This is a genomic window from Rhodococcus sp. 66b (assembly GCF_002076325.1).
Classification (GTDB): domain Bacteria; phylum Actinomycetota; class Actinomycetes; order Mycobacteriales; family Mycobacteriaceae; genus Rhodococcus_F; species Rhodococcus_F erythropolis.
On the sequence record NZ_MUZB01000005.1, the window covers coordinates 187,361 to 209,119 of the forward strand.

Here is a 21,759-nt window from a genome sequence, read left to right on the forward strand (position 1 = left end):
CCTAATGTCCTTACATATTTCGAGATTCGACTACAGTTCGAGGCATGACTTCTTCTACAGTTCTGGAACTCCCTCGCACCCGGGTCCCCGATCCGGTCGACGCTCCGACTTTGCGCTGGGGGATCCTCGGGCCTGGCTGGATTGCACAACGCTTCGTGGAGTCACTGCAGAGAAATACAGCGCAGGAAGTCACGGCCGTCGCTTCGCGCGGACTCACCCGCGCTCAGGCCTTCGCGGACAATTGGGGGATCCGACGCGCTCACGGTAGCTACGACGCTTTGCTTGCCTCCGAGGATGTGGACGTCGTCTATGTCGCAACACCGCACACTGCTCATTTCGATTGCGCGATGGCGGCATTGGATCACGGCAAGCATGTCGTGATCGAAAAGCCGCTGGCTTTGAACGCAGCGCAGGGACGGGCGATTCAGGAGCGGGCGACTGCGCTCGGACTGTTTTGCATGGAGGCGATGTGGACGTCGTTTCTGCCCAAGTTCGACGTGATCGACCAGATCCTCGAGGCGGGGCTGCTGGGAACCATACGTACGGTTCTGGCCGATCACGGCGAACGGTTCGAGACCGATCATCGTATCTACGATCCAGCGCTTGCGGGTGGGCCACTTCTCGACCTCGGGACCTATCCGGTCAGTCTCGCGTATCGGGTATTGGGTGTTCCTACTGCGGTTGCTGCCCTGGGCGAGCCGGCGAATGACATGGTGAACGGCCAGATCTCAGCGGTTCTGTCCTGGGCAGGCATTGCTCAGGCCAGTCTGAACACCACGATCCTTGCTGACACGCCCAACACGGCCTCGATCTGCGGCGACAAGGGGATGATCATTCTGGACTCGACGTTCTACCGGCCCGGGGCCTTCACTGTCCGGCTAGGTGACGGAAGATCTGTGCGCTACGACGATCCGGTCGACGGATACGTCGGAGGTCTCGCGTTCGAGGCGGCCGAGGCGGCGCGGCGGATCACCGCCGGGGATATCGAGTCGCCGGTCCATCCGCTCGACGCGGCCATTGCGACGCTCGACATCCTCGACGAGATCCGCCGTCAGGTGGGGATCATGTTCCCGGGTGAGGGCTAGAGCGTAAAGGCCTTCCGGAAAGCAGTGAGTGCGGTGTCACTGTCTCCCGATGCCCAGCCCTCCAAACCGATCGTGCCGGTGTAACCCTGGTCGGCGAGCACGCGTGCGATGGCGGGGTAGTTGATCTCGCCGGTTCCGGGTTCGCATCGGCCGGGTACGTCGGCCACCTGAATCTCGCCGATGTTGTCACCACAACGCCGCACGAGTTCGATGAGGTTTCCTTCGCCGATCTGTGCGTGGTAGAGGTCGAGCATCATCTTGAGGTTGGGGTGTGAGACGGATTCCACCAGTGCCAGGGTGTCTTTGGCGCGGGCCATCGGTACGCCGGGGTGATCGACGATCGTATTGAGATTCTCGAGGCAGAAGACGACTCCGGCTTCTTCGCCCAGTCTCGCGATCTTCTCGAGAGCGCGTTGGGCCGTCAGCCACATCGTTCCCGTAGTTCGATACTGCGGGCGCGCAGCCTGTCCGTCGATCAGCTCGCCGGTATGGAAGTTCAGCCGGGGAACGCCGAGTTTCGCTGCCGGAGCGAGGCATAGCGCCGCTGTACGTACCAGTTCGGCGCTGCCGGCGTCATCGAACAAATCGCCGTGGAGGTAGCCGGTCATCGAGGAGAAGCGAGCCCCGGTGGCGACCAGAGCATCGAGGCCCTTGTCTTGCCAACTCCAGATCTCGGCTGCGAACCCCGCCTCCGAGATCCGCCGAACACGCTCGACGACAGGGAGTTCGGTGAACGTCATCTCGGCGGAGACCGCCAAATCGAAGGGGCTCACTGCGGCACCGACAACAATGATACGGGCAGTCCGGTTTCCACGGATTCCTTTGCGGCCAATGCAATTTCCAGCGCATTGCGGGCATCCAGACCGTCGACCGACGGCGCGCTGCCGGAGCGGATGCAGTCTGCGAAGTGCGCCAACTGGGCGACATAGGCGTCGTGAAACAGTTCGATGTTCACCCGAGGTGTGTCGGCCAGAACGCCCGGTGAGCTGTAATGACGCATCGCGGTCCGCGTGACCTCGCCTGCACTCACCATTCCACCGGAACCGAAAACTTCGCCGCGAACGTCGTAACCGTAGGTGGCTTGGAAGTTGGCCTCGGCCGACGCGAGGGCGCCGTTGTCGAAGCGCAACTGAACCATCGACGTGTCGAGGTACCCCTGCTCCTTGTACTGCGGATGGATGAGAGCATCGGCCTGCGCGAACACCTCGACGACGCGTGCCCCGGGGTTGAGCCAGAGCAGAGCGTCGAAGTCGTGAATCAGCGTCTCGTTGAAGATGGTCCACGGCTTGACTCGGGAGGCGACGTCGGCGGTGATTCCTGGGTCGCGGGTCAGAGAACGAAGTAGCTGTGGGGTTCCGATCCCGCCGGCGGTGATCACGTCGTGGGCCGCGGTGAAGTCGGCGGCGAAGCGCCGGTTGAAACCGACTTGCAGCGCAACGTTGTTCGCGGCACACGCGCCGATCGCGCGATCGGCGTCCTCGAGTGTCAAGGCCATCGGCTTTTCGCAAAAGACATGTTTGCCGGCCTCCGCGGCGGCCACCACTAGATCGGTGTGAGTTGATGCGGGCGTACTGATGAGCACCGCTTCGACGGTCGGATCGGCAATCAGCTCAAGGGCGTCGGTGTACGCGCGGGCGTCGGGACTGACACGTTCGATCAACGACGCCGCAGCGCCGGGCGCAGGATCGGCGACGGCGACGAGACGGGTGCCGGGGATACGCAGCGCGACGGACTCGCCGTGGAAGCGGCCGATCCATCCGGCGCCGATGAGACCGACTGCAACAGAGGCAGACATGGGGGCTCCGTTCGGAGTGAGAATGAGGAACTAGATCGTTCTAGTCCATGCCAGTAAAGCGCCGGATGCGGCGCGCGTCAATGCTTCGGTGCTTATTCGCTGGAACGATCTAGTCTGTGGAGGTGAACAGTCGACGCCCCACCTTGCAAGACGTAGCAGACCTGGCCGGTGTGTCACGCGCTCTGGTGTCCATCGTCATTCGTGATGTCCCGGGTGCCAGCGATGCGACGCGGGTACGGGTCAAGGCGGCCGCGGACGAACTCGGCTATCGACCCGACAACGCGGCGCGACTGCTGCGCCAACATCGCAGCCGCCTGATCGGTGTCAGTTACGTTGCGGCGCAAACATTTCACGCGGAGCTGCTCGACGAAATCTATGTGGCCGCCGAACGGTCGCGCTACGACGTCGTCCTCAGTGCGGTCTCGGAGCGACGGCCGGATTCTCGTGCAACGCGGACCCTGCTCGACGACCGGTGTGAGGCGATCTTGCTGTTGGGTTCACAGGCGCCGGAAGCAGAGATCGTCGACCTGGCCGACAAGGTTCCCGTTGTCGTAATCGCGCGGAAGATGTCGTCAGTGCACGTGGATGTTGTCCGAACAGATGACGAGGCGGGCGCGGTGATGGCTGTGAATCACCTTGTCGAACTCGGGCACCGCTCGATCGCCCACGTCGACGGCGGGCGAGGCCCGGGCGCCCAGGAACGGCGTCAGGGCTACCGCAAGGCCATGCGAGCGGCAGGTCTGGAGCCGAGAATTCTTCCCGGCGGTCTCACGGAGGAGTTCGGCGCAGCTGCCGCCAGGTCGATGGTCGAGGGTGGGTTACCCGGGGCGGTCTTCGCTTTCAACGATCGCTGCGCGCTCGGAGTTCTCGACGTCTTCCTGCGTGCCGGGATCTCGGTGCCTGGCGACGTTTCCGTGATCGGATTCGACAACAGTGCATTGGCAGGTTTGGCGCACATCGATCTGACCAGTGTCGGGCAGGACACGGCGTTTCTGGGCGGCGCCGCGGTGGAGCGGATCTCCGAACGCCTCGACGGCGGAAGTGGGCCATTGGGCAAGGACATTGTCGCGCAGCCACAACTGGTGGTTCGAGGTTCAACTGGACCCGCAGGGCATTGACCTGCAGTTTCGACTTTAATCAGTTTGTTCGGTCTTTGATAAGCAGTCCTAATGTCAGAACAAACTATTGACATTCGACTGTGACGGGTATTACATCTTTCACATACAACCGAGCACCATCCGTTCGCGGGCCGTTGGTTGATGTCGAGAGGGAGTTCACATGTCGTTTCTCACGGGACGCAAGAGCGTTGCCGTACTGGCCGGAGCCTCAGTCGTGGTCTTGGGTCTGGCCGCCTGTTCAAGCACCGGCGGAAAGCCGGATTCTTCCGGATCCGGAATGGGCGCGGGTACGGCGGACACGCCCCGCGCCACCATTGCGATGATCACTCACGAAGTTCCCGGTGACACGTTCTGGGATCTGGTGCGCAAGGGAGCCGAAACCGCAGCGGCCAAGGACAACATCGAGCTCCGGTACTCCGCCGATCCCGAGGCGCCGAATCAGGCCAACTTGGTTCAGAGTGCGATCGACAGCAAGGTCGACGGGATTGCCGTGACGCTCGCGAAGCCCGACGCCATGGTTGCCGCGGTCCAAAGTGCCACCGCTGCGGGCATTCCGGTGGTCGCCCTCAACTCGGGCCTCGAAACCTGGAAGGACATGGGTGTCAAGGAGTACTTCGGTCAGGACGAGTCGATTGCCGGTGAAGCTGCCGGCGAGCGACTCAACACCGAAGGTGCCACCAAGGTGTTGTGCGTCATTCAGGAGCAGGGCAACGTGAGCCTCGAATCACGTTGTGCCGGAGTGAAGAAGTCGTTCAAGGGAACGACGGAGATTCTCAACGTCAACGGCAAGGACATGCCGTCGGTGGAATCGACCATCACCGCGAAACTTCAACAGGACCCGGCAATCGATCGAGTTCTCGCACTCGGTGCTCCATTTGCTTTGACGTCCGTGACGTCGGTCGGCAATGCGGGCAGCAAGGCGAAGGTCGTCACTTTCGACACCAACGCGGCGCTCGTCGACGCCATCAAATCCGGTGACGTGCAGTGGGCAGTGGACCAGCAACCCTTCCTGCAGGGCTACCTCGCCATCGATTCGCTGTGGCTTTACCTCAACAACGGCAACGTGATCGGTGGCGGCTTGCCGACCCTGACCGGACCCGCGTTCATCGACAACACCAACATCGACTCGGTCGCCGAGTACGCCAAGAACGGAACTCGCTGATCCAGGCGCACGGAGGGCTGAGAGTCCGCCCTCCGTGCGCCTGTCCAGCACGGAAGGGAAATCATGTCCACTCAGGCAGATCTCGACCTTGCCGCCCACAAAGTCGTGACCGATGAACGGGTGAAGGAGCAAAAGCGCATTCAGCGCCTACTGCTCCGCCCGGAGATGGGTTCACTTGTCGGCGCCATCGCCATCTTCATCTTCTTCTGTATCGTCGCGGCACCGTTCCGTACGCCGGAAGCGCTTGCGACAGTGCTCTACTCCAGCTCCACGATCGGCATCATGGCTTGCGCGGTCGCCCTGCTCATGATCGGCGGCGAGTTCGACCTCTCCGCCGGCGTCGCAGTCACCACGTCCTCGCTCGCCGCGTCGATGATCGCCTACAATTTGCACCTCAATCTGTGGGTGGGTGCGATTCTGGCGCTGGTCGTTTCGCTCGCAGTCGGATTCTTCAACGGCTACCTCGTCATGAAGACGAAGATTCCCAGCTTCCTCATCACCCTGAGTTCGTTCCTGATGCTGACCGGAATCAACCTGGCCGTCACCAAGCTCGTGAGTGGTCAGGTTGCCACACCCAGCGTCTCCGACATGGCCGGATTCGATTCCGCGAAAAAGGTATTCGCGTCGTCGTTCTCGGTCTTCGGGGTGTCCGTCAAGATCACGGTCGTGTGGTGGCTGCTGTTCACCGCGATTGCAACATTTGTTTTGTTCAAGACCAAGATCGGCAACTGGATCTTCGCGGTCGGCGGCAATCAGGACAGTGCCCGCGCGATCGGTGTGCCGGTGACCGCAGTCAAGATCGGTCTGTTCATGACCGTCGGCTTTGCTGCCTGGTTCGTGGGCATGCATCTGCTGTTCTCGTTCAACACCGTTCAGTCCGGTCAGGGTGTCGGTAACGAGTTCCTGTACATCATCGCCGCAGTCATCGGCGGTTGCCTGCTCACCGGTGGTTACGGAACCGCGATCGGTGCTGCGATCGGCGCATTCATCTTCGGTATGACCAACCAGGGCATCGTCTACGCAGGCTGGAACCCGGACTGGTTCAAGTTCTTCCTCGGCGCCATGCTGCTGTTCGCGGTCATCGCCAACAACGCATTCCGCAACTACGCTGCGAAAAGGTGACACATGAGTACCACAGCTGAAGTTCCGGCTCTCTCGAACTCGGGCGGCAACGTGCCACTGATCGAGCTCAAGGACGTCGGTAAGCAATACGGAAACATCATCGCGCTCAAGGGAATCAACCTGCGCGTCGGTGCGGGTGAAGTGACCGGTGTGCTCGGTGACAACGGCGCAGGCAAGTCCACGCTGATCAAGATCATCGCCGGTCTGCACCAGCAGAGCGAAGGTGAACTACTCGTCGACGGCGAACCGACAACGTTCCACTCGCCTAAAGAAGCGCTTGGCAAAGGCATCGCGACGGTCTATCAGGACCTCGCCGTTGTTGCGTTGATGCCGGTGTGGCGCAACTTCTTCCTCGGGCAGGAACTGCGCAAGGGTGGTCTGATCAAGTCGCTCGACGCCAACGCCATGCGCGCGACGACTCTTTCGGAACTGTCGAAGATGGGCATCGAACTGCCTGACGTCGACGCACCGATCGGTAGTCTCTCCGGCGGTCAGCGTCAGTGTGTTGCCATCGCCCGCGCCATCTTCTTCGGTGCCCGCGTGCTGATTCTCGACGAGCCGACAGCAGCGCTCGGCGTCAAGCAGTCGGGAATGGTGTTGCGCTACATCACCGCTGCCAAGGAACAGGGATTCGGCGTCATCTTCATCACGCACAATCCGCACCACGCGTACATGGTCGGCGATCACTTCGTGCTCCTCAACCGAGGCAGGCAGAAGCTCGACGCCAAGTACGACGACATCTCACTCGAAGAACTGACCAAGGAGATGGCGGGCGGTGACGAGCTCGAGACACTGACCCACGAGCTTCGCCGTTAGATCAAAACCTCGCGACTACAGCCTCGGTTCGAATCGAACCGAGGCTGTAGTCGTTTCGTCAGAGGATGGTCGTCGGCCGAACCCCGAGGCCGGAATGCATGTACGCCTCGTCGATCATCGTCATGTTGGCTACCGCGTCGCCCGGTCCGATCGGCAGCGCCGAGACCCCGGACAGATGATCGGCGAACGCTTCGAGTTGCCAGGTGTACGACGACTTCGTGCCCAGCTGCTCGATACTCGTGCGCCCATGGACAGTGACGGAGACACGGTCGTCGACGTCCGGCTGGAGGAAGTTGTGCACCAGGACGTCTCCGTTGGATCCGAAGACCCGGAAGGTGAAGTGGTACTGCTCGTCCAACATCGTTGTCACAACGGATGCCCGCGCTCCGCCGGGATACTCGAGTTCGATGTCGAACCACGAATCGACCCCCGGAGCGTATTCCTCGTGGCGGGTCCCGGTCACCACTGGCGCACCACCACAGACGTCACTCAGCATCCGGGAAGCATGTAACCCGTAGCAGCCCAGGTCCATCAGTGACCCGCCTGACAAGGCGAGCTCCCACCGCGGGTCGTTCTCGGATGGTTTGGGCATCCGCAGTACGGTTTCCACCCGAGTGACCGCGCCGACTGTGCCGCTCCGAACCACATCCAGCAGGCGCCGGTTCACCGGATGAAAGAGGTAGTGGAACCCCTCGAGCAGCGTCACTCCGCTCACGCGCGCTGCCTCGGCTACAGCACGCGCTTCCACCGCGTTGCTCGAAAACGGTTTCTCCGTCAGCACGTGCTTGCCGGCCTGAACGGCGGCGAGATTCCACGGTCCGTGCAGGCTGTTGGGCAGCGCGTTGTAGACGACGTCCACCTCCGGATCCGAGATCAGCTCGGCGTACGAACCGACCACCCGTTCGATCCCATGCTGGGCTGCATAGGCTCTGGCCCGCTCGGGGCTGCGTGCGGCAACGGCCACCAGGCGGTGCCCGGTGGCCGTTGCAGGTTTGATCATCGCGTTCTCGGCGATGCGTGAGGCTCCCAGAATGCCTATCCGCAGCGGGGCAGGTGTCACAGAACCGACCGCAGATACTCGACGCTCGCTCGCACATCGCGCACCGGTCCCTCGTCGGACGGAGCCTCGGCCAGAATGGTGTCCTGCTCGAGCACGTACCACCCGTCGAAACCGTGGCGCTGCAATATGGCTGTGACACCGGCGATGTCGACGTCGCCGCCACCGAGTGGACGGTACATTCCCGCCTTCACGCCGTCGGTGTAGGTGAGCTCACCACTGCGAACGCGTGATGCGAGGGCATCGTCGACGTCCTTGAGATGCACGTGGGTGATGCGCTCGGGAGCTTGACGCGCCAGGTCGACCGGATCGGTGCCGCCGATCAACAGGTGGCCGGTGTCCAGGCACAGTGGGATGGCCGAGCCGTCGAGCACTCGCAGGACCTCGTCGCGCTGCTCGATCATCGTTCCGACGTGAGGGTGGACAACTGCCCTGATTCCACGCTCGGCCGCGGCGTCGGTGAGGCGATCGAGATTGTGTAGCAGGGTTTTCCAACTCTGCTCGTCCAGTTCTGGGCGTGAATCGTAGCCGTCGGAACCCGTCGCGGCGGCCAGAACCAAAACCTCGGCACCCGAGGCGACAAAACCGTCGAGGATGGGGGAGATGCCGGGTACCGGATCATGATCGTCATCGTGCAGCAGTACTGGTGCAAACCCGCCGACTGCGCTCAGGTCGTGATCCGCGAGCACCTTGGCCATTTCGGCGGGTGCTGTCGGCAGAAAGCCCTCCGGTCCGATTTCCGTTGCCGCCAGACCGACTTCGCGCATTTCCCGGAGGACTTGCGCAGGGTCGAGTTGGTAGCCCCAGCCCGGGACTTCGCACACGCCCCAGGAGATCGGTGCGCCGGCGATGCGAGGAGTGCTCATGTGTGTGCCTCATTCTTGTCGTGAAGGAACAGATCTTTGACTTCGGTGATCGTGACGGGCCGACCCTCGCGCAGAGAGTGCGTTGCAGCTTCGGAGATCCACGCCGACTCGACCGCATCTGTGGGCGTGCACGGTGATTCCCGACGCCCGGCGACAACGCCGAGGAATGCTTCGAGTTCCGCACGGTAGGCGGACGTGAAGCGGTCCATGAAGAACGTGTACGGCTCCTTCGAGGGGAACGATGTTTCGGGGTCGAGAGAGCGGAGTGGCAAGCGGTCGTCCAGCCCGGCAACGACGGAGTCCGCCGAGCCGAGTACCTCGAGTCGGCAGTCGTAGCCGCGGCCGTTGTAGCGGGTATTTGACACGACCGCGATGGTTCCGCCTTCGAAAGTGAGAACCGTTGCGGCGGTGTCGACGTCACCGGCATCGGCGATCCCGCGATCACCCTGATTCGAGCCGGTGGCAAAAACCGTGGTGACTTCGCGGCCGCTGACCCACCTGACGATGTCGAAATCGTGGATCGAGCAGTCGCGGAAGATGCCGCCGGAGTGTGCGATGTACGAGATCGGCGGGGGAGCGGGGTCGAGGGTGGTCGATCGGAGAGTGTGGATCCAACCGAGTTCTCCAGATCGAACTGCGTCGTACGCCGCCACAAATGACGGGTCGAATCGGCGCTGAAATCCGATCTGGACTGGTACCGACGTCTGCTCGGCAGTCGCGAGGACACGAACCGAGGATTCGATCGAGTCGGCTACCGGCTTTTCGCAGAACGTCGGGATGTCTCGGCGGACAGCGGCTTCGATCAGGTCGGCGTGCGAACTCGACGACGCGGCGATCAGAACGCCGTCGATGCCTGACGCTAAAAGCGCGTCGGGATCGGCAGCGGACTCCACGTCGAGTTCGCTTGCCACGTCCGAGGTTCGACGTGCGTCGACGTCGGTGACAACCAGTGCGTCGACGCCGTCCGTCGTCAGCAGGTTTCGGGCGTGGTAGCTGCCGATTCGTCCGAGGCCGATGACTCCGATTCGAGCGCCCATCAGTCAAGCCCTCCGAAGACGTTCTGGTCCCAGTCGATGATCGAACCTGTCACGACTCCGCTGCGATCGGAGAGCAGGAAGACGACGAAGTCGGCGATTTCGTCGACCTGTCCGAGCTTGCCCATGGGGAGGGTGCTGCCCGCACGTTCCTGCCAATCGTCACCAGCGTCGTGAAAAGCTCTCTGCGTGAGGTCTTCTCCCTCGGTCTGTGTCCACCCGATGTCGAGACCGTTGATCCGGATACGATCCCAGCGATGCGCATGGGCGGCGTTGCGGGTCAGCCCCGCCAGCCCGGCCTTCGCTGCGACGTACGGCGCGAGATACGGTTGCCCGCCGAGTTCGGACGTGGAGATGATGTTGACGATGGACCCGGGGACCGCACGCTCGCGCATGTCCTTGACGGCTGCCTGCATCGTGAAGAACGGACCGCGAAGGTTCACCGCGATGTGCTGGTCGAAGAGTTCCTCGGTGGTGTCGAGCAGCGTGCCGCGCGAGGTGAGTCCGGCAGAATTGACGAGGGCATCCACGCGGCCGAAATGTGAGATCGTCTCGGCCACGCTGGCGAGCGCGGAATCGGTCTGCGCCACATCGGCTTCGATGAAGTGGGTTCCCGAAAGTTGTGCCTCGAGAGCTTTTCCGACGTCCGGGCGTCGGCCGGTGAAAGCCACCTGAGCGCCCTCACGGACTGCGGCGCGTACGACGCCGGCGCCGACGCCTTGCGAGCCGCCACTGACCAGTACGACGGTGTCGGCTAGGAGTGCGGGCCTGGTTACGCCCGGCGGAGAAGTCATGGGTTTAGTCTGGCTGTGACGAAGACCTCGAGCAACAGCGAAAAACCATCAAATATCCATCATCGTGAGGTAGTTGTGGCGCATCGATTCAAAGTACGGGAGATCGCTCAGCAGTCGGGCCTGAGTGAGGCCACCGTCGACCGGGTGCTCAACGACCGTCCTGGAGTTCGGGAGGGCACACGATCGGAGGTTCGCCAGGCGATCACGGACCTGGAACGTCAACGCTCGCAACTGAAACTGGTCGGGCGCACGTTCATCGTCGACGTCGTGTTGCAAACTCCCGCAAGGTTTTCCGACGCAGTCCGTGACGCGCTCGAGGCCGAACTGCCGACCCTTGCGCCTGCTGTTGTTCGTTCTCGGTTCCACTTTCGTGAAACCGGTTCGGTCGAAGCGATGACGTCGACGCTCGACAAGATTCGCCGACGCGGATCCCACGGAGTCATCGTCAAGGCTCCCGACACTCCGGAAGTCGTGGCGGCGATCGACCGGTTGGTGGCGGCAAAGATTCCGGTCGTCACGTTGGTGACCGATGTTCCCGGTAGCAGGCGAGCCGCCTACATCGGCATCGACAACCGAGCCGCCGGAGCCACCGCCGCGTACTTGATAGATCAGTGGCTGGGGGATCGGGACGGCAACGTGCTGGTCAGCATGAGTAGCGGATTCTTCCGTGGGGAGGAAGAACGGGAGATGGGATTTCGCTCCGCTATGCGCGTCGCGGCTCCGCATCGACGGTTGATCGACATTCCGAACAGTGACGGTCTGGATCAGACGAGTAGGAAACTGGTGCGAGCGGCACTCGAATCCGATCCGCAGATCCGTGCCGTGTATTCGATCGGTGGTGGCAACCTGGCCACGGTCGACGCGTTCGAAGAACTGAACCGGGAGTGCAGTGTCTTCATCGCTCACGATCTCGACGGTGACAATCGAAAGTTGCTGGGGGAGAGGCGAATATCAGCGGTGCTCCACCACGATCTGCGGGCGGATGTTCGCACTGCCTGTCAGGTGGTCATGAAAGAACACGGCGCCATGGGCGCTCACTTCGGCTTTACGACGTCACCGGTTCAAGTCGTGACACCGCTCAACATGCCCCCGACATAGCTGTGCGCGGTTAGGGAGTCCGGAGACTCCCTAACCGCGCACAGGGCCGAAGGCCTGACTATCGAGCGAAGAGCAGAGCTCGCTTGACTTCCTGAATTGCCTTTGTCACCTGGATGCCGCGGGGGCATGCGTCGGTGCAGTTGAACGTGGTGCGGCAACGCCACACGCCGTCCTTGTCGTTCAGGATGTCGAGACGCTCGGAAGCGGCCTCGTCACGGCTGTCGAAGATGAACCGGTGTGCGTTCACGATGGCAGCGGGACCGAAGTAGCTGCCGTCGCTCCAGTACACGGGGCACGACGTGGTGCAGCATGCGCAGAGGATGCACTTGGTGGTGTCGTCGAAACGAGCACGGTCGTGCTGGCTCTGGATGCGCTCACGCGTGGGCTCGTTGCCACTGGTGATGAGGAACGGCTTCACGGCGCGGAATGCGTCGAAGAAGGGTTCCATGTCGACAACCAGGTCCTTCTCGACGGGCAGGCCCTTGATGGGCTCGACCGTGATGGTGACCGGCTTGCCGTCCTTGGGCAGCATGTCCTTCATCAGCAGCTTGCAGGCCAGACGGTTCACACCGTTGATCCGCATGGCGTCCGATCCACAGACACCGTGTGCGCAGCTGCGACGGAACGTGAGGGTGCCGTCGAGGTAACCCTTCACGTACAGCAGCAGGTTGAGCAGACGGTCGGTGGGCAGTGCCGGGACCTGGAAACTGTCCCAGTGCTGGCCCTCGCCCGATTCGGGGTTCATCCGCGCGATCTTGAGAGTGACCATGACGGCCCCCTCGGGAACAGCGGGGAGTTTGGGTGCATCTACAGCAGGCGCAGACATCAGTACTTACGCTCCATCGGCTCGTAGCGGGTCTGGATCACCGGCTTGTAGTCCAGACGGATGTCGGAGAGCAGGCCGTCACCCTCCTTGTACGCCATCGTGTGCTTCATGTACTCGGCGTCGTTGCGATCCGGGAAGTCCTCACGAGCGTGGCCGCCGCGCGATTCCTTGCGGTTGAGGGCGCCGACGACGGTGACCTCTGCCATTTCGAGGAGGAAGCCCAGCTCGATGGCCTCGAGCAGGTCGCTGTTGTAGCGCTTGCCCTTGTCCTGGACCGTGATGTGGTTGTAGCGCTCCTTGAGAGCACGCACATCCTTGAGTGCCTGGGTGAGGCGCTCTTCGGTGCGGAAGACGGAGGCGTTGTTGTCCATCGACTGCTGCAGCTCGGTGCGGATGTCCGCAACGCGCTCGTGGCCGTGATCGGACAGGATGACGCCGACCCAGTCTTCGACCATCGCAGCCGGGGTTTCCGGCAGGTCGACGAACTCGGTGGAGTTCGCGTACTCGGCGGCAGCGATGCCGGCGCGGCGGCCGAACACGTTGATGTCGAGGAGCGAGTTGGTGCCGAGGCGGTTTGCACCGTGCACGGAAACGCAGGCACATTCGCCGGCGGCGTACAGGCCCTTGACGACCTCGTCGTTGTTGCGCAGAACCTCACCGTTGATCTTGGTGGGGATACCGCCCATGACGTAGTGGCACGTCGGGTAGACGGGCACGGGCTCCTTGACGGGGTCCACGCCGAGGTAGGTGCGCGAGAACTCCATGATGTCGGGGAGCTTCTCGTCGAGAACTTCCTCGGGGATGTGCGTCACGTCGATGTAGACGTAGTCCTTGTTCGGGCCGGCGCCGCGGCCTTCCAGAACCTCGAGGACCATCGAACGGGCCACGATGTCACGCGGAGCGAGGTCCTTGATGGTGGGGGCGTAGCGCTCCATGAAGCGCTCGCCGTCGGCATTACGGAGAATGCCACCTTCACCACGGACGGCTTCCGAGATCAGGATGCCGAGACCGGCGAGTCCTGTCGGGTGGAACTGGTGGAACTCCATGTCCTCGAGGGGCAGGCCCTTGCGGAAGATGATGCCCATGCCGTCACCGGTGAGGGTGTGCGCGTTGGACGTCGTCTTGTACATACGTCCCGAGCCGCCGGTCGCGAAGATGATCGACTTGGCGTGGAAGATGTGCAGCTCGCCGGTCGAGAGCTCATAGCAGATGACACCGGTGGCAACCGGGCCGTCCTCGGTCTCGGTGATGGCGATGTCGAGCGCGTAGAACTCGTTGAAGAACTCGACGTCGTGCTTGACGCAGTTCTGGTACAGCGTCTGCAGAATCATGTGACCGGTGCGGTCGGCTGCGTAACACGCACGGCGGACGGGTGCCTTGCCGTGGTCACGTGTGTGGCCACCGAATCGACGCTGGTCGATCTTGCCTTCGGGCGTGCGGTTGAACGGCAGACCCATCTTCTCGAGGTCGAGCACCGCGTCGATGGCCTCTTTGGCCATGATCTCGACGGCGTCCTGGTCGGCGAGGTAGTCGCCGCCCTTGACGGTGTCGAAGGTGTGCCACTCCCAGTTGTCTTCCTCCACGTTCGCCAGTGCGGCACACATGCCGCCCTGGGCCGCGCCGGTGTGGCTGCGGGTGGGGTAGAGCTTGGTCAGTACGGCCGTGCGGGCACGGGGGCCAGCTTCGATTGCCGCACGCATGCCTGCGCCGCCGGCGCCGACGATGACCACGTCATAACGATGTTCCTGCATGAAGTCTGTGCTCCCCTAGCTCGCCGAGATATTGGGGTCGAAGGTGAAGATGACGTACGTGCCCAGGCCCATGATCAGGATCATCGAGAGAACGAGGATCGTGGTCAGCCAGAAGCGCGTGGAGTCCTTGCGGGAGTAGTCCGCGATGACCGTGCGCAGGCCGTTACCGCCGTGCAGCTGTGCCAGCCACAGCATCGTCAGATCCCAGAACTGCCAGAACGGGCTGGACCAGCGACCTGCGACGAATGCGAAGTTCAGACGGTGAACGCCACCGTCGAGCATCAGCATGATGAACATGTGGCCCAGGACCAGAACGATCAGGGCGACGCCGGAGAAGCGCATGAACAGCCATGCGTACAACTCGAAGTTGTTCCGAGCCTTCGCGCGCGGGGACCGCGGGTTGTCCAGGCTTGCGGGACGGTCGTATGAGGTGCCCAGGCTCTTGGCTTCGGGTCCGTGAGTAGTCGCCATGTCAGTGCTCCGCAAACATGTTGATGAGGATGCGTCCGGCGCCTGGGATCATCACCAGGAACCAGATCGTCAGAATGGTCCAGAGCATGACGCGCTGGTACTTCGGGCCCTTCGACCAGAAGTCCACCAACATCACGCGCACGCCGTTGAGGGCGTGGTAGAGGACTACGCCGACGAGGCCGATCTCCATGAGGCCGACGAGGGGGTTCTTGTACGTGTCGATCACGGCGTCGTACGTATCGGGATTGACCCGAACGAGTGCCGTATCGAGAACGTGTACGAATAGGAAGAAGAAAGTAGCGACGCCTGTGATCCGGTGTAGAACCCAGGACCACATTCCGGGGTCGCCCCGGTAAAGCGACCTCGTGCGCTCCTTCTGAGGAGCGGCTTCAGTCGTAGTACTCATCGAGTGCTGTGCCTCCAACGTCATTGGTGGACGCGTCGAGCCTGCAGAGAGCTTCGATGTACCTCAGCCCGGGCTCGACGGGATCCTGAACCGACTTGACTCAGACTCTAAACCTATGTGAAACCGGGAACTAATCAGATGCGGGATTCGTACGCGTACCAAACTCTTTGTAAGGTTTGCCTTTCCAATCTCACCTAGCCGGTTTCGGCGTGGTTTCTGCATCCATTCAGTCGGCGTGATTGGATAACGAACCATGGGTGACATCGACTGGAAGTTGTTGCGGCACAACGCGCAAGTGGTCATGCGGCAGGCTTATGCACCGTACTCGGGCTATGCAGTGGGTGCAGCTGCCCTGGTAGACGATGGTCGGATCGTCTCAGGATGCAATGTGGAAAATGTCTCATACGGTTTGAGCCTGTGTGCCGAATGTGGACTCGTCGGTAACTTAGCCGCCACCGGGGGCGGGCGGCTGGTTGCCTTCACGTGCTGCGACGCGAAGGGCTCGATTCTGATGCCATGCGGCAGGTGCAGACAGCTTCTTCTCGAGCACGGCGGGGGGGAGATGCTTGTCGACACGAGCAGTGGGTTCAAGCCGCTGAGCGAGCTGTTGCCTGATGCTTTCGGGCCGGAACAAGCAGAGGGGCTCCGCCATGTTTGACGCAGTTTCCATCATCGGCGCCAAGCGTGACGGCCGCGAGTTGTCGGGAACCGAGATCGACTGGATAGTTCAGGCGTTCACTGAGGGGGTCGTCGGCGACGAGCAGATGTCGGCGCTCGCGATGGCGATCTATTTCCGAGGAATGTCACGAGCAGAGACCGGCCGATGGACCGAGGCAATGATCGAATCCGGCGGGAGGATGGACTTTTCGGACTTGCCGCTGCCCACTGTCGACAAGCATTCGACCGGTGGTGTTGGGGACAAGATCACCCTTCCGCTCGCGCCCCTCGTCGCGGCATGTGGTCTTGCAGTCCCGCAGTTGTCGGGACGCGGACTCGGCCACACCGGCGGAACTCTCGACAAGCTCGAGGCCATTCCAGGTTGGCGAGCCGAGCTCACGGCGACGGAGATGGTCGACATTCTCGCGGACCCGAAAATCGGCGCGGTGATCTGCGCTGCCGGAGCGAACCTGGCCCCCGCCGACAAGAAGCTCTACGCGCTGCGCGACGTGACCGGAACGGTGGAATCCATTCCGCTGATCGCAAGTTCGATCATGAGCAAGAAGATTGCCGAGGGAACCGGCGCCCTGGTGCTCGACGTCAAAGTCGGTTCCGGAGCGTTCATGAAGGACCTCGGCGACGCGCGAGAGTTGGCACGCACGATGGTCGAGTTGGGCAACGACGCCGGCGTGCGTACAAGTGCTCTCATCACCGGGATGGACACCCCGCTGGGATTGACGGCTGGCAACGCTCTCGAGGTGCGTGAATCCGTCGAGGTGCTGGCAGGCGGCGGGCCGTCCGACGTCGTCGAGCTGACCCTGGTCCTGGCTCGGGAGATGCTGTCCGCGGCTGGGATCGACGGTATCGACCCCGCAGACAGCCTGGCCGACGGCACGGCCATGGACCGGTGGCGCGCGATGATCGCCGCACAAGGTGGGGACCCACACGCGACGCTGCCGGTGGCCCGGCACAGCGACGTCGTCACCGCGGACCGAGACGGCGTGCTGACCCGACTCGACGCCATGGCGGTGGGCATCGCGGCCTGGAAGCTCGGAGCCGGACGCGAACGACAGGGCGAAGCCGTTCAGGCCGGTGCCGGCATCGAGATGCACGCGAAGCCCGGCGACGTGGTCCGCGCCGGACAGAAGCTGATGACACTGCACACCGACACTCCCGAGAGATTTGATGCTGCGCGGCGGAGCCTCGGCGGAGGCTGGTCGATCGGGGCCGATTCCGACACCGTTTCGCGACCGTTGCTCATCGAGCGAATTGTGGGTGATTCGCGTTAGCGTTGGCGAATGAACGCACCGGAGTTGACCACGATCCGCAGCGCACCCAAAGTTCTTCTCCACGATCATCTCGACGGAGGACTCCGACCCGAGACTGTCCTCGAACTGGCCGAGCAGTGTGGCTACGACGAGCTGCCGGCGACTACGGCATCCGAACTCGCGCAATGGTTCCGAACTGCCGCTGACAGTGGATCGCTCGAGCTCTACCTCGAAACGTTCGCGCACACGGTCGCGGTGATGCAGACCCCGGAAGGGCTTGCACGGGTAGCGCGTGAATGCGCCGAGGATCTGGCCGACGACAACGTCGTCTATGCCGAAATCCGTTTTGCGCCCGAGCAGCACCTGGAACAAGGCCTGAGTTTGGACGAGGTCGTCGAGCACGTTCTCGAAGGCTTCCGGGCCGGCGAATCCGCTGCCAGGGTCGCGGGACGGGAGATCCGAATCGGGTGTCTTCTCACGGCGATGAGGCATGCCGCCCGGTCACGGGAGATCGCCGAACTCGCTGTGCGATTCCGGGACCGCGGCGTCGTCGGTTTCGATATCGCCGGTGCCGAGGCCGGTAACCCGCCGAGCCGGCACCTCGACGCCTTCGAATACATGCGTGATGCGAACGCCCACTTCACGATTCACGCGGGGGAGGCGTTCGGGTTGCCGTCGATCCACGAAGCCATCGCCTTCTGCGGAGCGGATCGGTTGGGCCACGGCGTGCGGATCGTGGACGACATCGACGTAGCCGGCCAAGGTGGGGCAGAGCTGGGTCGACTCGCGAACTACGTCCGTGACATGCGCATTCCCCTGGAACTGTGCCCGAGTTCGAACGTGCAGACCGGAGCGGTAGCCGCCCTGGCGGACCATCCGTTCGGACTGTTGGCGGACTTGCGCTTCCGCGTGACCGTCAACACTGACAACAGGCTGATGAGCGACACCAGCATGAGCCGGGAAATGGCCGCGTTGGTCGAGACCTTCGGTTACGGCTGGACCGATCTGGAACGCTTCACCATCAACGCGATGAAGTCGGCCTTCATCCCGTTCGACGAGCGACTCGCGTTGATCGACGACGTCATCAAGCCGGGTTACGCCGTGCTCATCGGCTAGCTGACGTGCACCCGACTACTCAGATCGCAGCCGGGCCTCGAACTCACGCTCGAGTTCGCGCCAGGCCTCGGATTCCTTGGTGAACGGCGCACTCGGAGCCATCCGCGACGGATCGGGGTTGAGGAGGTACGAGACGTACCAACCCAGCTCGTTCGACGCGGACAGAGCCTCCTCGGTGGAGTCGTCGTCGGCGAAATCCGCTGCATCGGTGAACAATTCGACGGCAAGTTCCAGTTGCTCGGCGTCGACGACGTCCGGGCCCTGGGCGAGGTCGTCGGCGATCCCGGGCAGAACGTAGACGTTCTCGTCCGTGACCTCGATTTCGAGTGAACCGTCGACGGCAGCATTCTGAATTTCGCCGTACGTGCTGACCTGCGAGAGATCGTGTTCGTGGTTGTCGGCGAGGTAGCGAGCGAGTGCGCGCTCGCTACGGAAAACGGTGATCAGTCCGTCCTTGCCGAGGAAGATCGCCTGATCGCCCATGTAGCAGCGCAGAGTGTAGAACGTCTCGGCTGAGGTGATGATGCGGATCGGGTCGACACCGACCTCGCCCCAGAAGGTCTCGACTTCGTCTTCCTCCTCGTCGAGGTCGTCTTCGTCGAATTCCTCGTCCTCGCCCTCCTCGGCGACATCGTCGGCGTCGACGGTGTTCTCGGCGGCAGCGAGCAGTTCAGCTTCGGCGACCGCGACGGCAGCTGCATCGACCTTCGGGGAGGTGACCACCTTGTCGATGGCGTCGAGAACGGCGTCCCAGTCCTTGACGATCGCAGCGCCGACCTGGTCCCACAGCTCCAGGCCTTCGCGACCTTCGAAGGTGCCGGCGCCGGTCGCAAGCGCGCCGAGTACCGGATGGCCGCTGAAGAAGCGGATGACCGCGTCCAGTTCGCACACCTCGCCGATGTTGCGAGCCATGTTCAAGGTGTCTTCGAGTTCCGAGACCGCCAGTGCCTCAGGATCACCTGCGGCCAGTTCCGGCACGCCGACGAAGTCGAAGGTGAAATTCTCTTCCGGTTCGAGCTCGGCTGCCGACAGTCCGGAGACGACGGCCCACGCCGGATGCTCGACCAGGTCGTTGTCGGAGTCCGTTCGGATGAAGGCCGCGAGTTCTGCGACGGAGGAGAACCCGTACAGGTCTTCCTCATGGCCGAGGAACGCTTCCCACTCGTCGTCGCCCTCGCGCCAGCGGGGTGCCCACAAAGTGACGAGGTCTCCGTCGGTGAGTCCGATTTCGATAGGGACGATGTCTCCAGCCATGGGCGGAAGCCTATCCACCGCAGAGCGAAAGGCATAGCGGGGGTTCGTCACGTTTGTTTCAGTGCCACTCGGAGCTCACTGACCAGTCGCTCTCGTTCGTCGTTGGACTGTCGAACTGCCTGGTGAATTGTTGCGACAGTCAATGCGGCCACAGTGCGAGAATTCATCGTGGTGATTGCGTCGGTAATCCGTAGGTCGACCAGAGCACCCAGCCCGTCGACAGTCGCCGTGACTATCCCACCCTCGCTCGAGACGACCGCCCGCAGAGCGCCGACCCCGTCGACGGCGTCCTGCAAGAGTCCGGTCCGGTGTTTCGCCAGCTCCATGATTCGATCAATCTCGCTCATATCGAACGCATCCAGCTCGACGGAAGGATCTGGCCCTCGGCGGCATCGACATCGGCCAGTTCGTCTCGGGTCGCGAGACCGAGCCGATCGAGGATCGCTGCCGGGACTCCGGTCTCTTCGAGCTCCACACGATGGCGGGCGCCGGCCTCGATTGCTGCTTTCGAGCACAGTGTGAGTATCTGTTGCGCCAACCGTTCCCCGCCGTACCGCAGTTCCTCCTGGCTGATCCGCAGGTCCACGGGAATGGCGTGTTCCGTGGCGCGGACCGCGATGGTTCCAGCGCGGTTGACGGAGACGGCTGTGATGATCGGCGGTGATTCCCGCATGTTCTCGTTCATGTTTCCTGTCATTCCGTCGGACGGTAGAAACCGTGAAAGCCCATGCCGCTGTTCGTGGTTCGGATGGCGCTGATTTCGACTGGGTCGCCGGCTTCGATCATCTGGCCGCCGCCAATCACCATCGCGACGTGGCCGTCCCAGACCGCGAGGTCGCCCGGCATCAGATTGTTCTGATCGACCTGGTTCCCGATTCCCTGTTCCTGAGCCAACCTCGGAATATCGACTCCGGCCTGGCCGTACGCCCATTGCGTCAGACCACTGCAGTCCAGACCGACTCCGGGTGTCGTGCCTCCCCAGGCGTACGGGACACCCTGTTGAGTAAGCGCGTTGCGTACGGCAGCAGCGGCCTCGGCGTTCGGTGCGGTGGCAATCGAGCCGTCGGGAAGTTCGACCTCTACTCCACCGACGGAACCAGAACCACCGACGGAACCAGAACCACCGACGGAACCAGAACCACCGACGGAACCAGAACCACCGACGGAACCGGAACCACCCACCGAACCGGAGACTCCAGGTGCGGGATCGGGTATCGGGACGGACGGGACGAGTGCGGACATCTTGTCGGTCGACCCCGCCAGCTCACCGCGTACCCGCTCGATAACCGATACCGCGCGTCCGAGGTGCTCCAACGCGGCCGACAACAACATCAATTGGCCCGTCGGTGTCATCAGCGTCGGCCCGGCCTTGATCGCGAGTGTCAGAAAGGACTGGAGAATCTCACCGAGTTCGGTCATTCCCGCGTACACGGACGTTGTTGCTTCGTCCACGACGCCGGCGATGTCGGTCCCACGATCGGCGAGGTTTCGCGTCGACGTCTGCGTCTGCTCGGTTTTGGTCACCGCAGCGGTGAGTGCCGTGGACGAGCTCTGAGAGGACGCCAGTTCGCTCAGAGCAGCGCTTCCCAATTGGTATGCGATCTCGAGGGCGTCCGTAGCGATTCGGATGCCGACGTCGGGTCCACTTGCGCTGGGGACGCCAGTCCCGACAATGTCGACCAGATCGATGATCGGTCGTGCGAGTGCGTCGACGTCGATCATGAGCGTGCGGCTTCAGCGAGAGTCGTTCGTACCGATTCCTCGGAGTCGAGATAGACGGCGTGAGCGTCGCGGGTGGCTGACTGGACGCTGGAGATCACAGCGGACAGTCGATCGATGTCGTCGATGTGCGCTTGCTGTGCTCGGCTCGCGACATCGACGAAGTCGCCGCCGATCAGCCCCAGCACAGCGGACAGAGCCAAGTGATCGCCACCCGCCGCGTCCTGTCGAGCTTGGGCGACGTTGTCGGCAACAGTGCCCAACCGCGTGGCGAACTCCGCGATGCTTTCAGTGTCCAGATCCAGATTTGTCAACTTGTCTTCCCCCCGTTGCGCTTACTCCTT

The 21,759-nt window shown here is 62.6% G+C and carries 24 protein-coding genes; 9 read left to right on the forward strand and 15 right to left on the reverse strand.

Going from position 1 to position 21,759, the window contains the following annotated elements:
• Positions 1-44: 44 nt before the first annotated feature.
• Positions 45-1,085, forward strand: coding sequence for a Gfo/Idh/MocA family protein (locus tag B0E55_RS11130; protein WP_080909715.1), 1,041 nt, complete (start codon positions 45-47; stop codon positions 1,083-1,085).
• On the opposite strand, the gene B0E55_RS11135 is transcribed toward B0E55_RS11130, so the two are convergent.
• Entirely contained in the window at positions 1,082-1,858 is a 777-nt protein-coding gene (locus tag B0E55_RS11135) for a TIM barrel protein (RefSeq protein WP_080909716.1), read from the reverse strand. The genes B0E55_RS11130 and B0E55_RS11135 overlap by 4 nt on opposite strands.
• Positions 1,855-2,880 (reverse strand): Gfo/Idh/MocA family oxidoreductase, encoded by a 1,026-nt coding sequence (locus tag B0E55_RS11140; RefSeq protein WP_046378302.1) that lies wholly within the window; start codon positions 2,878-2,880, stop codon positions 1,855-1,857. The genes B0E55_RS11135 and B0E55_RS11140 overlap by 4 nt, the downstream gene beginning before the upstream one ends.
• A gap of 116 nt (positions 2,881-2,996) precedes the next feature.
• Between B0E55_RS11140 and B0E55_RS11145 the strand changes: the two genes are divergently transcribed.
• The 4 genes from B0E55_RS11145 (at position 2,997) to B0E55_RS11160 (ending at position 7,098) form a co-directional block, all read left to right on the forward strand.
• Positions 2,997-3,998, forward strand: a complete 1,002-nt coding sequence (locus tag B0E55_RS11145; RefSeq protein WP_019747686.1) for a LacI family DNA-binding transcriptional regulator — start codon at positions 2,997-2,999, stop codon at positions 3,996-3,998.
• 160 nt (positions 3,999-4,158) lie between these two features.
• Entirely contained in the window at positions 4,159-5,160 is a 1,002-nt protein-coding gene (locus B0E55_RS11150) for a substrate-binding domain-containing protein (RefSeq protein ID WP_007727338.1), read from the forward strand.
• Positions 5,161-5,223: 63 nt separating this feature from the next.
• Positions 5,224-6,282, forward strand: coding sequence for an ABC transporter permease (locus B0E55_RS11155; protein WP_003940759.1), 1,059 nt, complete (start codon positions 5,224-5,226; stop codon positions 6,280-6,282).
• A 3-nt stretch (positions 6,283-6,285) separates the two neighbouring features.
• Positions 6,286-7,098 carry an ATP-binding cassette domain-containing protein gene (locus B0E55_RS11160; protein WP_007727336.1) on the forward strand — a complete coding sequence of 271 codons (813 nt, stop codon included), beginning with the start codon at positions 6,286-6,288 and terminating at the stop codon, positions 7,096-7,098.
• Positions 7,099-7,156: 58 nt separating this feature from the next.
• Here B0E55_RS11160 and B0E55_RS11165 read toward each other — a convergent pair whose 3' ends face one another.
• The 4 genes from B0E55_RS11165 to B0E55_RS11180 are packed head-to-tail and all read right to left on the reverse strand — an operon-like array spanning position 7,157 to position 10,849.
• Positions 7,157-8,158: a Gfo/Idh/MocA family protein gene (locus tag B0E55_RS11165; protein ID WP_080909717.1), complete on the reverse strand. Its 1,002-nt coding sequence runs from the start codon at positions 8,156-8,158 to the stop codon at positions 7,157-7,159.
• The gene (locus B0E55_RS11170; RefSeq protein WP_020969151.1) at positions 8,155-9,021 is read right to left on the reverse strand and encodes a TIM barrel protein; all 867 of its coding nucleotides are present in this window, start codon (positions 9,019-9,021) and stop codon (positions 8,155-8,157) included. The genes B0E55_RS11165 and B0E55_RS11170 overlap by 4 nt, the downstream gene beginning before the upstream one ends.
• The gene (locus B0E55_RS11175) at positions 9,018-10,058 is read right to left on the reverse strand and encodes a Gfo/Idh/MocA family protein (RefSeq protein ID WP_080909718.1); all 1,041 of its coding nucleotides are present in this window, start codon (positions 10,056-10,058) and stop codon (positions 9,018-9,020) included. Before B0E55_RS11175 ends, B0E55_RS11170 begins: the two co-directional genes overlap by 4 nt.
• Positions 10,058-10,849, reverse strand: a complete 792-nt coding sequence (locus tag B0E55_RS11180) for an SDR family oxidoreductase (protein WP_021332520.1) — start codon at positions 10,847-10,849, stop codon at positions 10,058-10,060. The genes B0E55_RS11175 and B0E55_RS11180 overlap by 1 nt, the downstream gene beginning before the upstream one ends.
• Positions 10,850-10,924: 75 nt before the next feature.
• Here B0E55_RS11180 and B0E55_RS11185 point away from each other — a divergent pair, with 75 nt between their 5' ends.
• Positions 10,925-11,947, forward strand: a complete 1,023-nt coding sequence (locus B0E55_RS11185) for a LacI family DNA-binding transcriptional regulator (RefSeq protein ID WP_020969154.1) — start codon at positions 10,925-10,927, stop codon at positions 11,945-11,947.
• 58 nt (positions 11,948-12,005) lie between these two features.
• On the opposite strand, the gene B0E55_RS11190 is transcribed toward B0E55_RS11185, so the two are convergent.
• From B0E55_RS11190 to sdhC, 4 genes are read right to left on the reverse strand one after another with little or no spacing between them, the layout of a single operon-like run.
• Entirely contained in the window at positions 12,006-12,773 is a 768-nt protein-coding gene (locus tag B0E55_RS11190) for a succinate dehydrogenase iron-sulfur subunit (protein WP_003940925.1), read from the reverse strand.
• Positions 12,773-14,524 carry a succinate dehydrogenase flavoprotein subunit gene (gene sdhA, locus B0E55_RS11195; protein WP_019747692.1) on the reverse strand — a complete coding sequence of 584 codons (1,752 nt, stop codon included), beginning with the start codon at positions 14,522-14,524 and terminating at the stop codon, positions 12,773-12,775. The genes B0E55_RS11190 and sdhA overlap by 1 nt, the downstream gene beginning before the upstream one ends.
• A 15-nt stretch (positions 14,525-14,539) precedes the next feature.
• A complete protein-coding gene (locus B0E55_RS11200) occupies positions 14,540-14,995 on the reverse strand; it encodes a succinate dehydrogenase hydrophobic membrane anchor subunit (protein WP_003940699.1) in 456 nt (151 codons plus the stop codon).
• Between the two features lies 1 nt (position 14,996).
• Positions 14,997-15,401 carry a succinate dehydrogenase, cytochrome b556 subunit gene (gene sdhC / locus B0E55_RS11205; RefSeq protein WP_020969155.1) on the reverse strand — a complete coding sequence of 135 codons (405 nt, stop codon included), beginning with the start codon at positions 15,399-15,401 and terminating at the stop codon, positions 14,997-14,999.
• A gap of 253 nt (positions 15,402-15,654) precedes the next feature.
• On the opposite strand from sdhC, the gene B0E55_RS11210 reads away from it, so the two are divergent.
• From B0E55_RS11210 to B0E55_RS11220, 3 genes are read left to right on the forward strand one after another with little or no spacing between them, the layout of a single operon-like run.
• A complete protein-coding gene (locus B0E55_RS11210) occupies positions 15,655-16,059 on the forward strand; it encodes a cytidine deaminase (RefSeq protein WP_019747693.1) in 405 nt (134 codons plus the stop codon).
• Positions 16,052-17,347: a thymidine phosphorylase gene (locus B0E55_RS11215; protein WP_080909719.1), complete on the forward strand. Its 1,296-nt coding sequence runs from the start codon at positions 16,052-16,054 to the stop codon at positions 17,345-17,347. The genes B0E55_RS11210 and B0E55_RS11215 overlap by 8 nt, the downstream gene beginning before the upstream one ends.
• 9 nt (positions 17,348-17,356) lie before the next feature.
• Positions 17,357-18,442: an adenosine deaminase gene (locus tag B0E55_RS11220; protein ID WP_020969157.1), complete on the forward strand. Its 1,086-nt coding sequence runs from the start codon at positions 17,357-17,359 to the stop codon at positions 18,440-18,442.
• A gap of 15 nt (positions 18,443-18,457) precedes the next feature.
• Here the strand turns inward: B0E55_RS11220 and B0E55_RS11225 are convergent, their stop codons facing one another.
• From B0E55_RS11225 to B0E55_RS11245, 5 genes are read right to left on the reverse strand one after another with little or no spacing between them, the layout of a single operon-like run.
• Positions 18,458-19,696 carry a hypothetical protein gene (locus B0E55_RS11225; protein ID WP_020969158.1) on the reverse strand — a complete coding sequence of 413 codons (1,239 nt, stop codon included), beginning with the start codon at positions 19,694-19,696 and terminating at the stop codon, positions 18,458-18,460.
• Positions 19,697-19,743: 47 nt separating this feature from the next.
• A complete protein-coding gene (locus tag B0E55_RS11230; RefSeq protein ID WP_021332523.1) occupies positions 19,744-20,043 on the reverse strand; it encodes a YbaB/EbfC family nucleoid-associated protein in 300 nt (99 codons plus the stop codon).
• Positions 20,040-20,393 carry a hypothetical protein gene (locus tag B0E55_RS11235; protein ID WP_021332524.1) on the reverse strand — a complete coding sequence of 118 codons (354 nt, stop codon included), beginning with the start codon at positions 20,391-20,393 and terminating at the stop codon, positions 20,040-20,042. The genes B0E55_RS11230 and B0E55_RS11235 overlap by 4 nt, the downstream gene beginning before the upstream one ends.
• Entirely contained in the window at positions 20,390-21,418 is a 1,029-nt protein-coding gene (locus tag B0E55_RS11240) for a C40 family peptidase (RefSeq protein ID WP_080909720.1), read from the reverse strand. The genes B0E55_RS11235 and B0E55_RS11240 overlap by 4 nt, the downstream gene beginning before the upstream one ends.
• A complete protein-coding gene (locus B0E55_RS11245; protein WP_029255007.1) occupies positions 21,415-21,729 on the reverse strand; it encodes a type VII secretion target in 315 nt (104 codons plus the stop codon). Before B0E55_RS11245 ends, B0E55_RS11240 begins: the two co-directional genes overlap by 4 nt.
• Between the last annotated feature and the right edge of the window lie 30 nt (positions 21,730-21,759).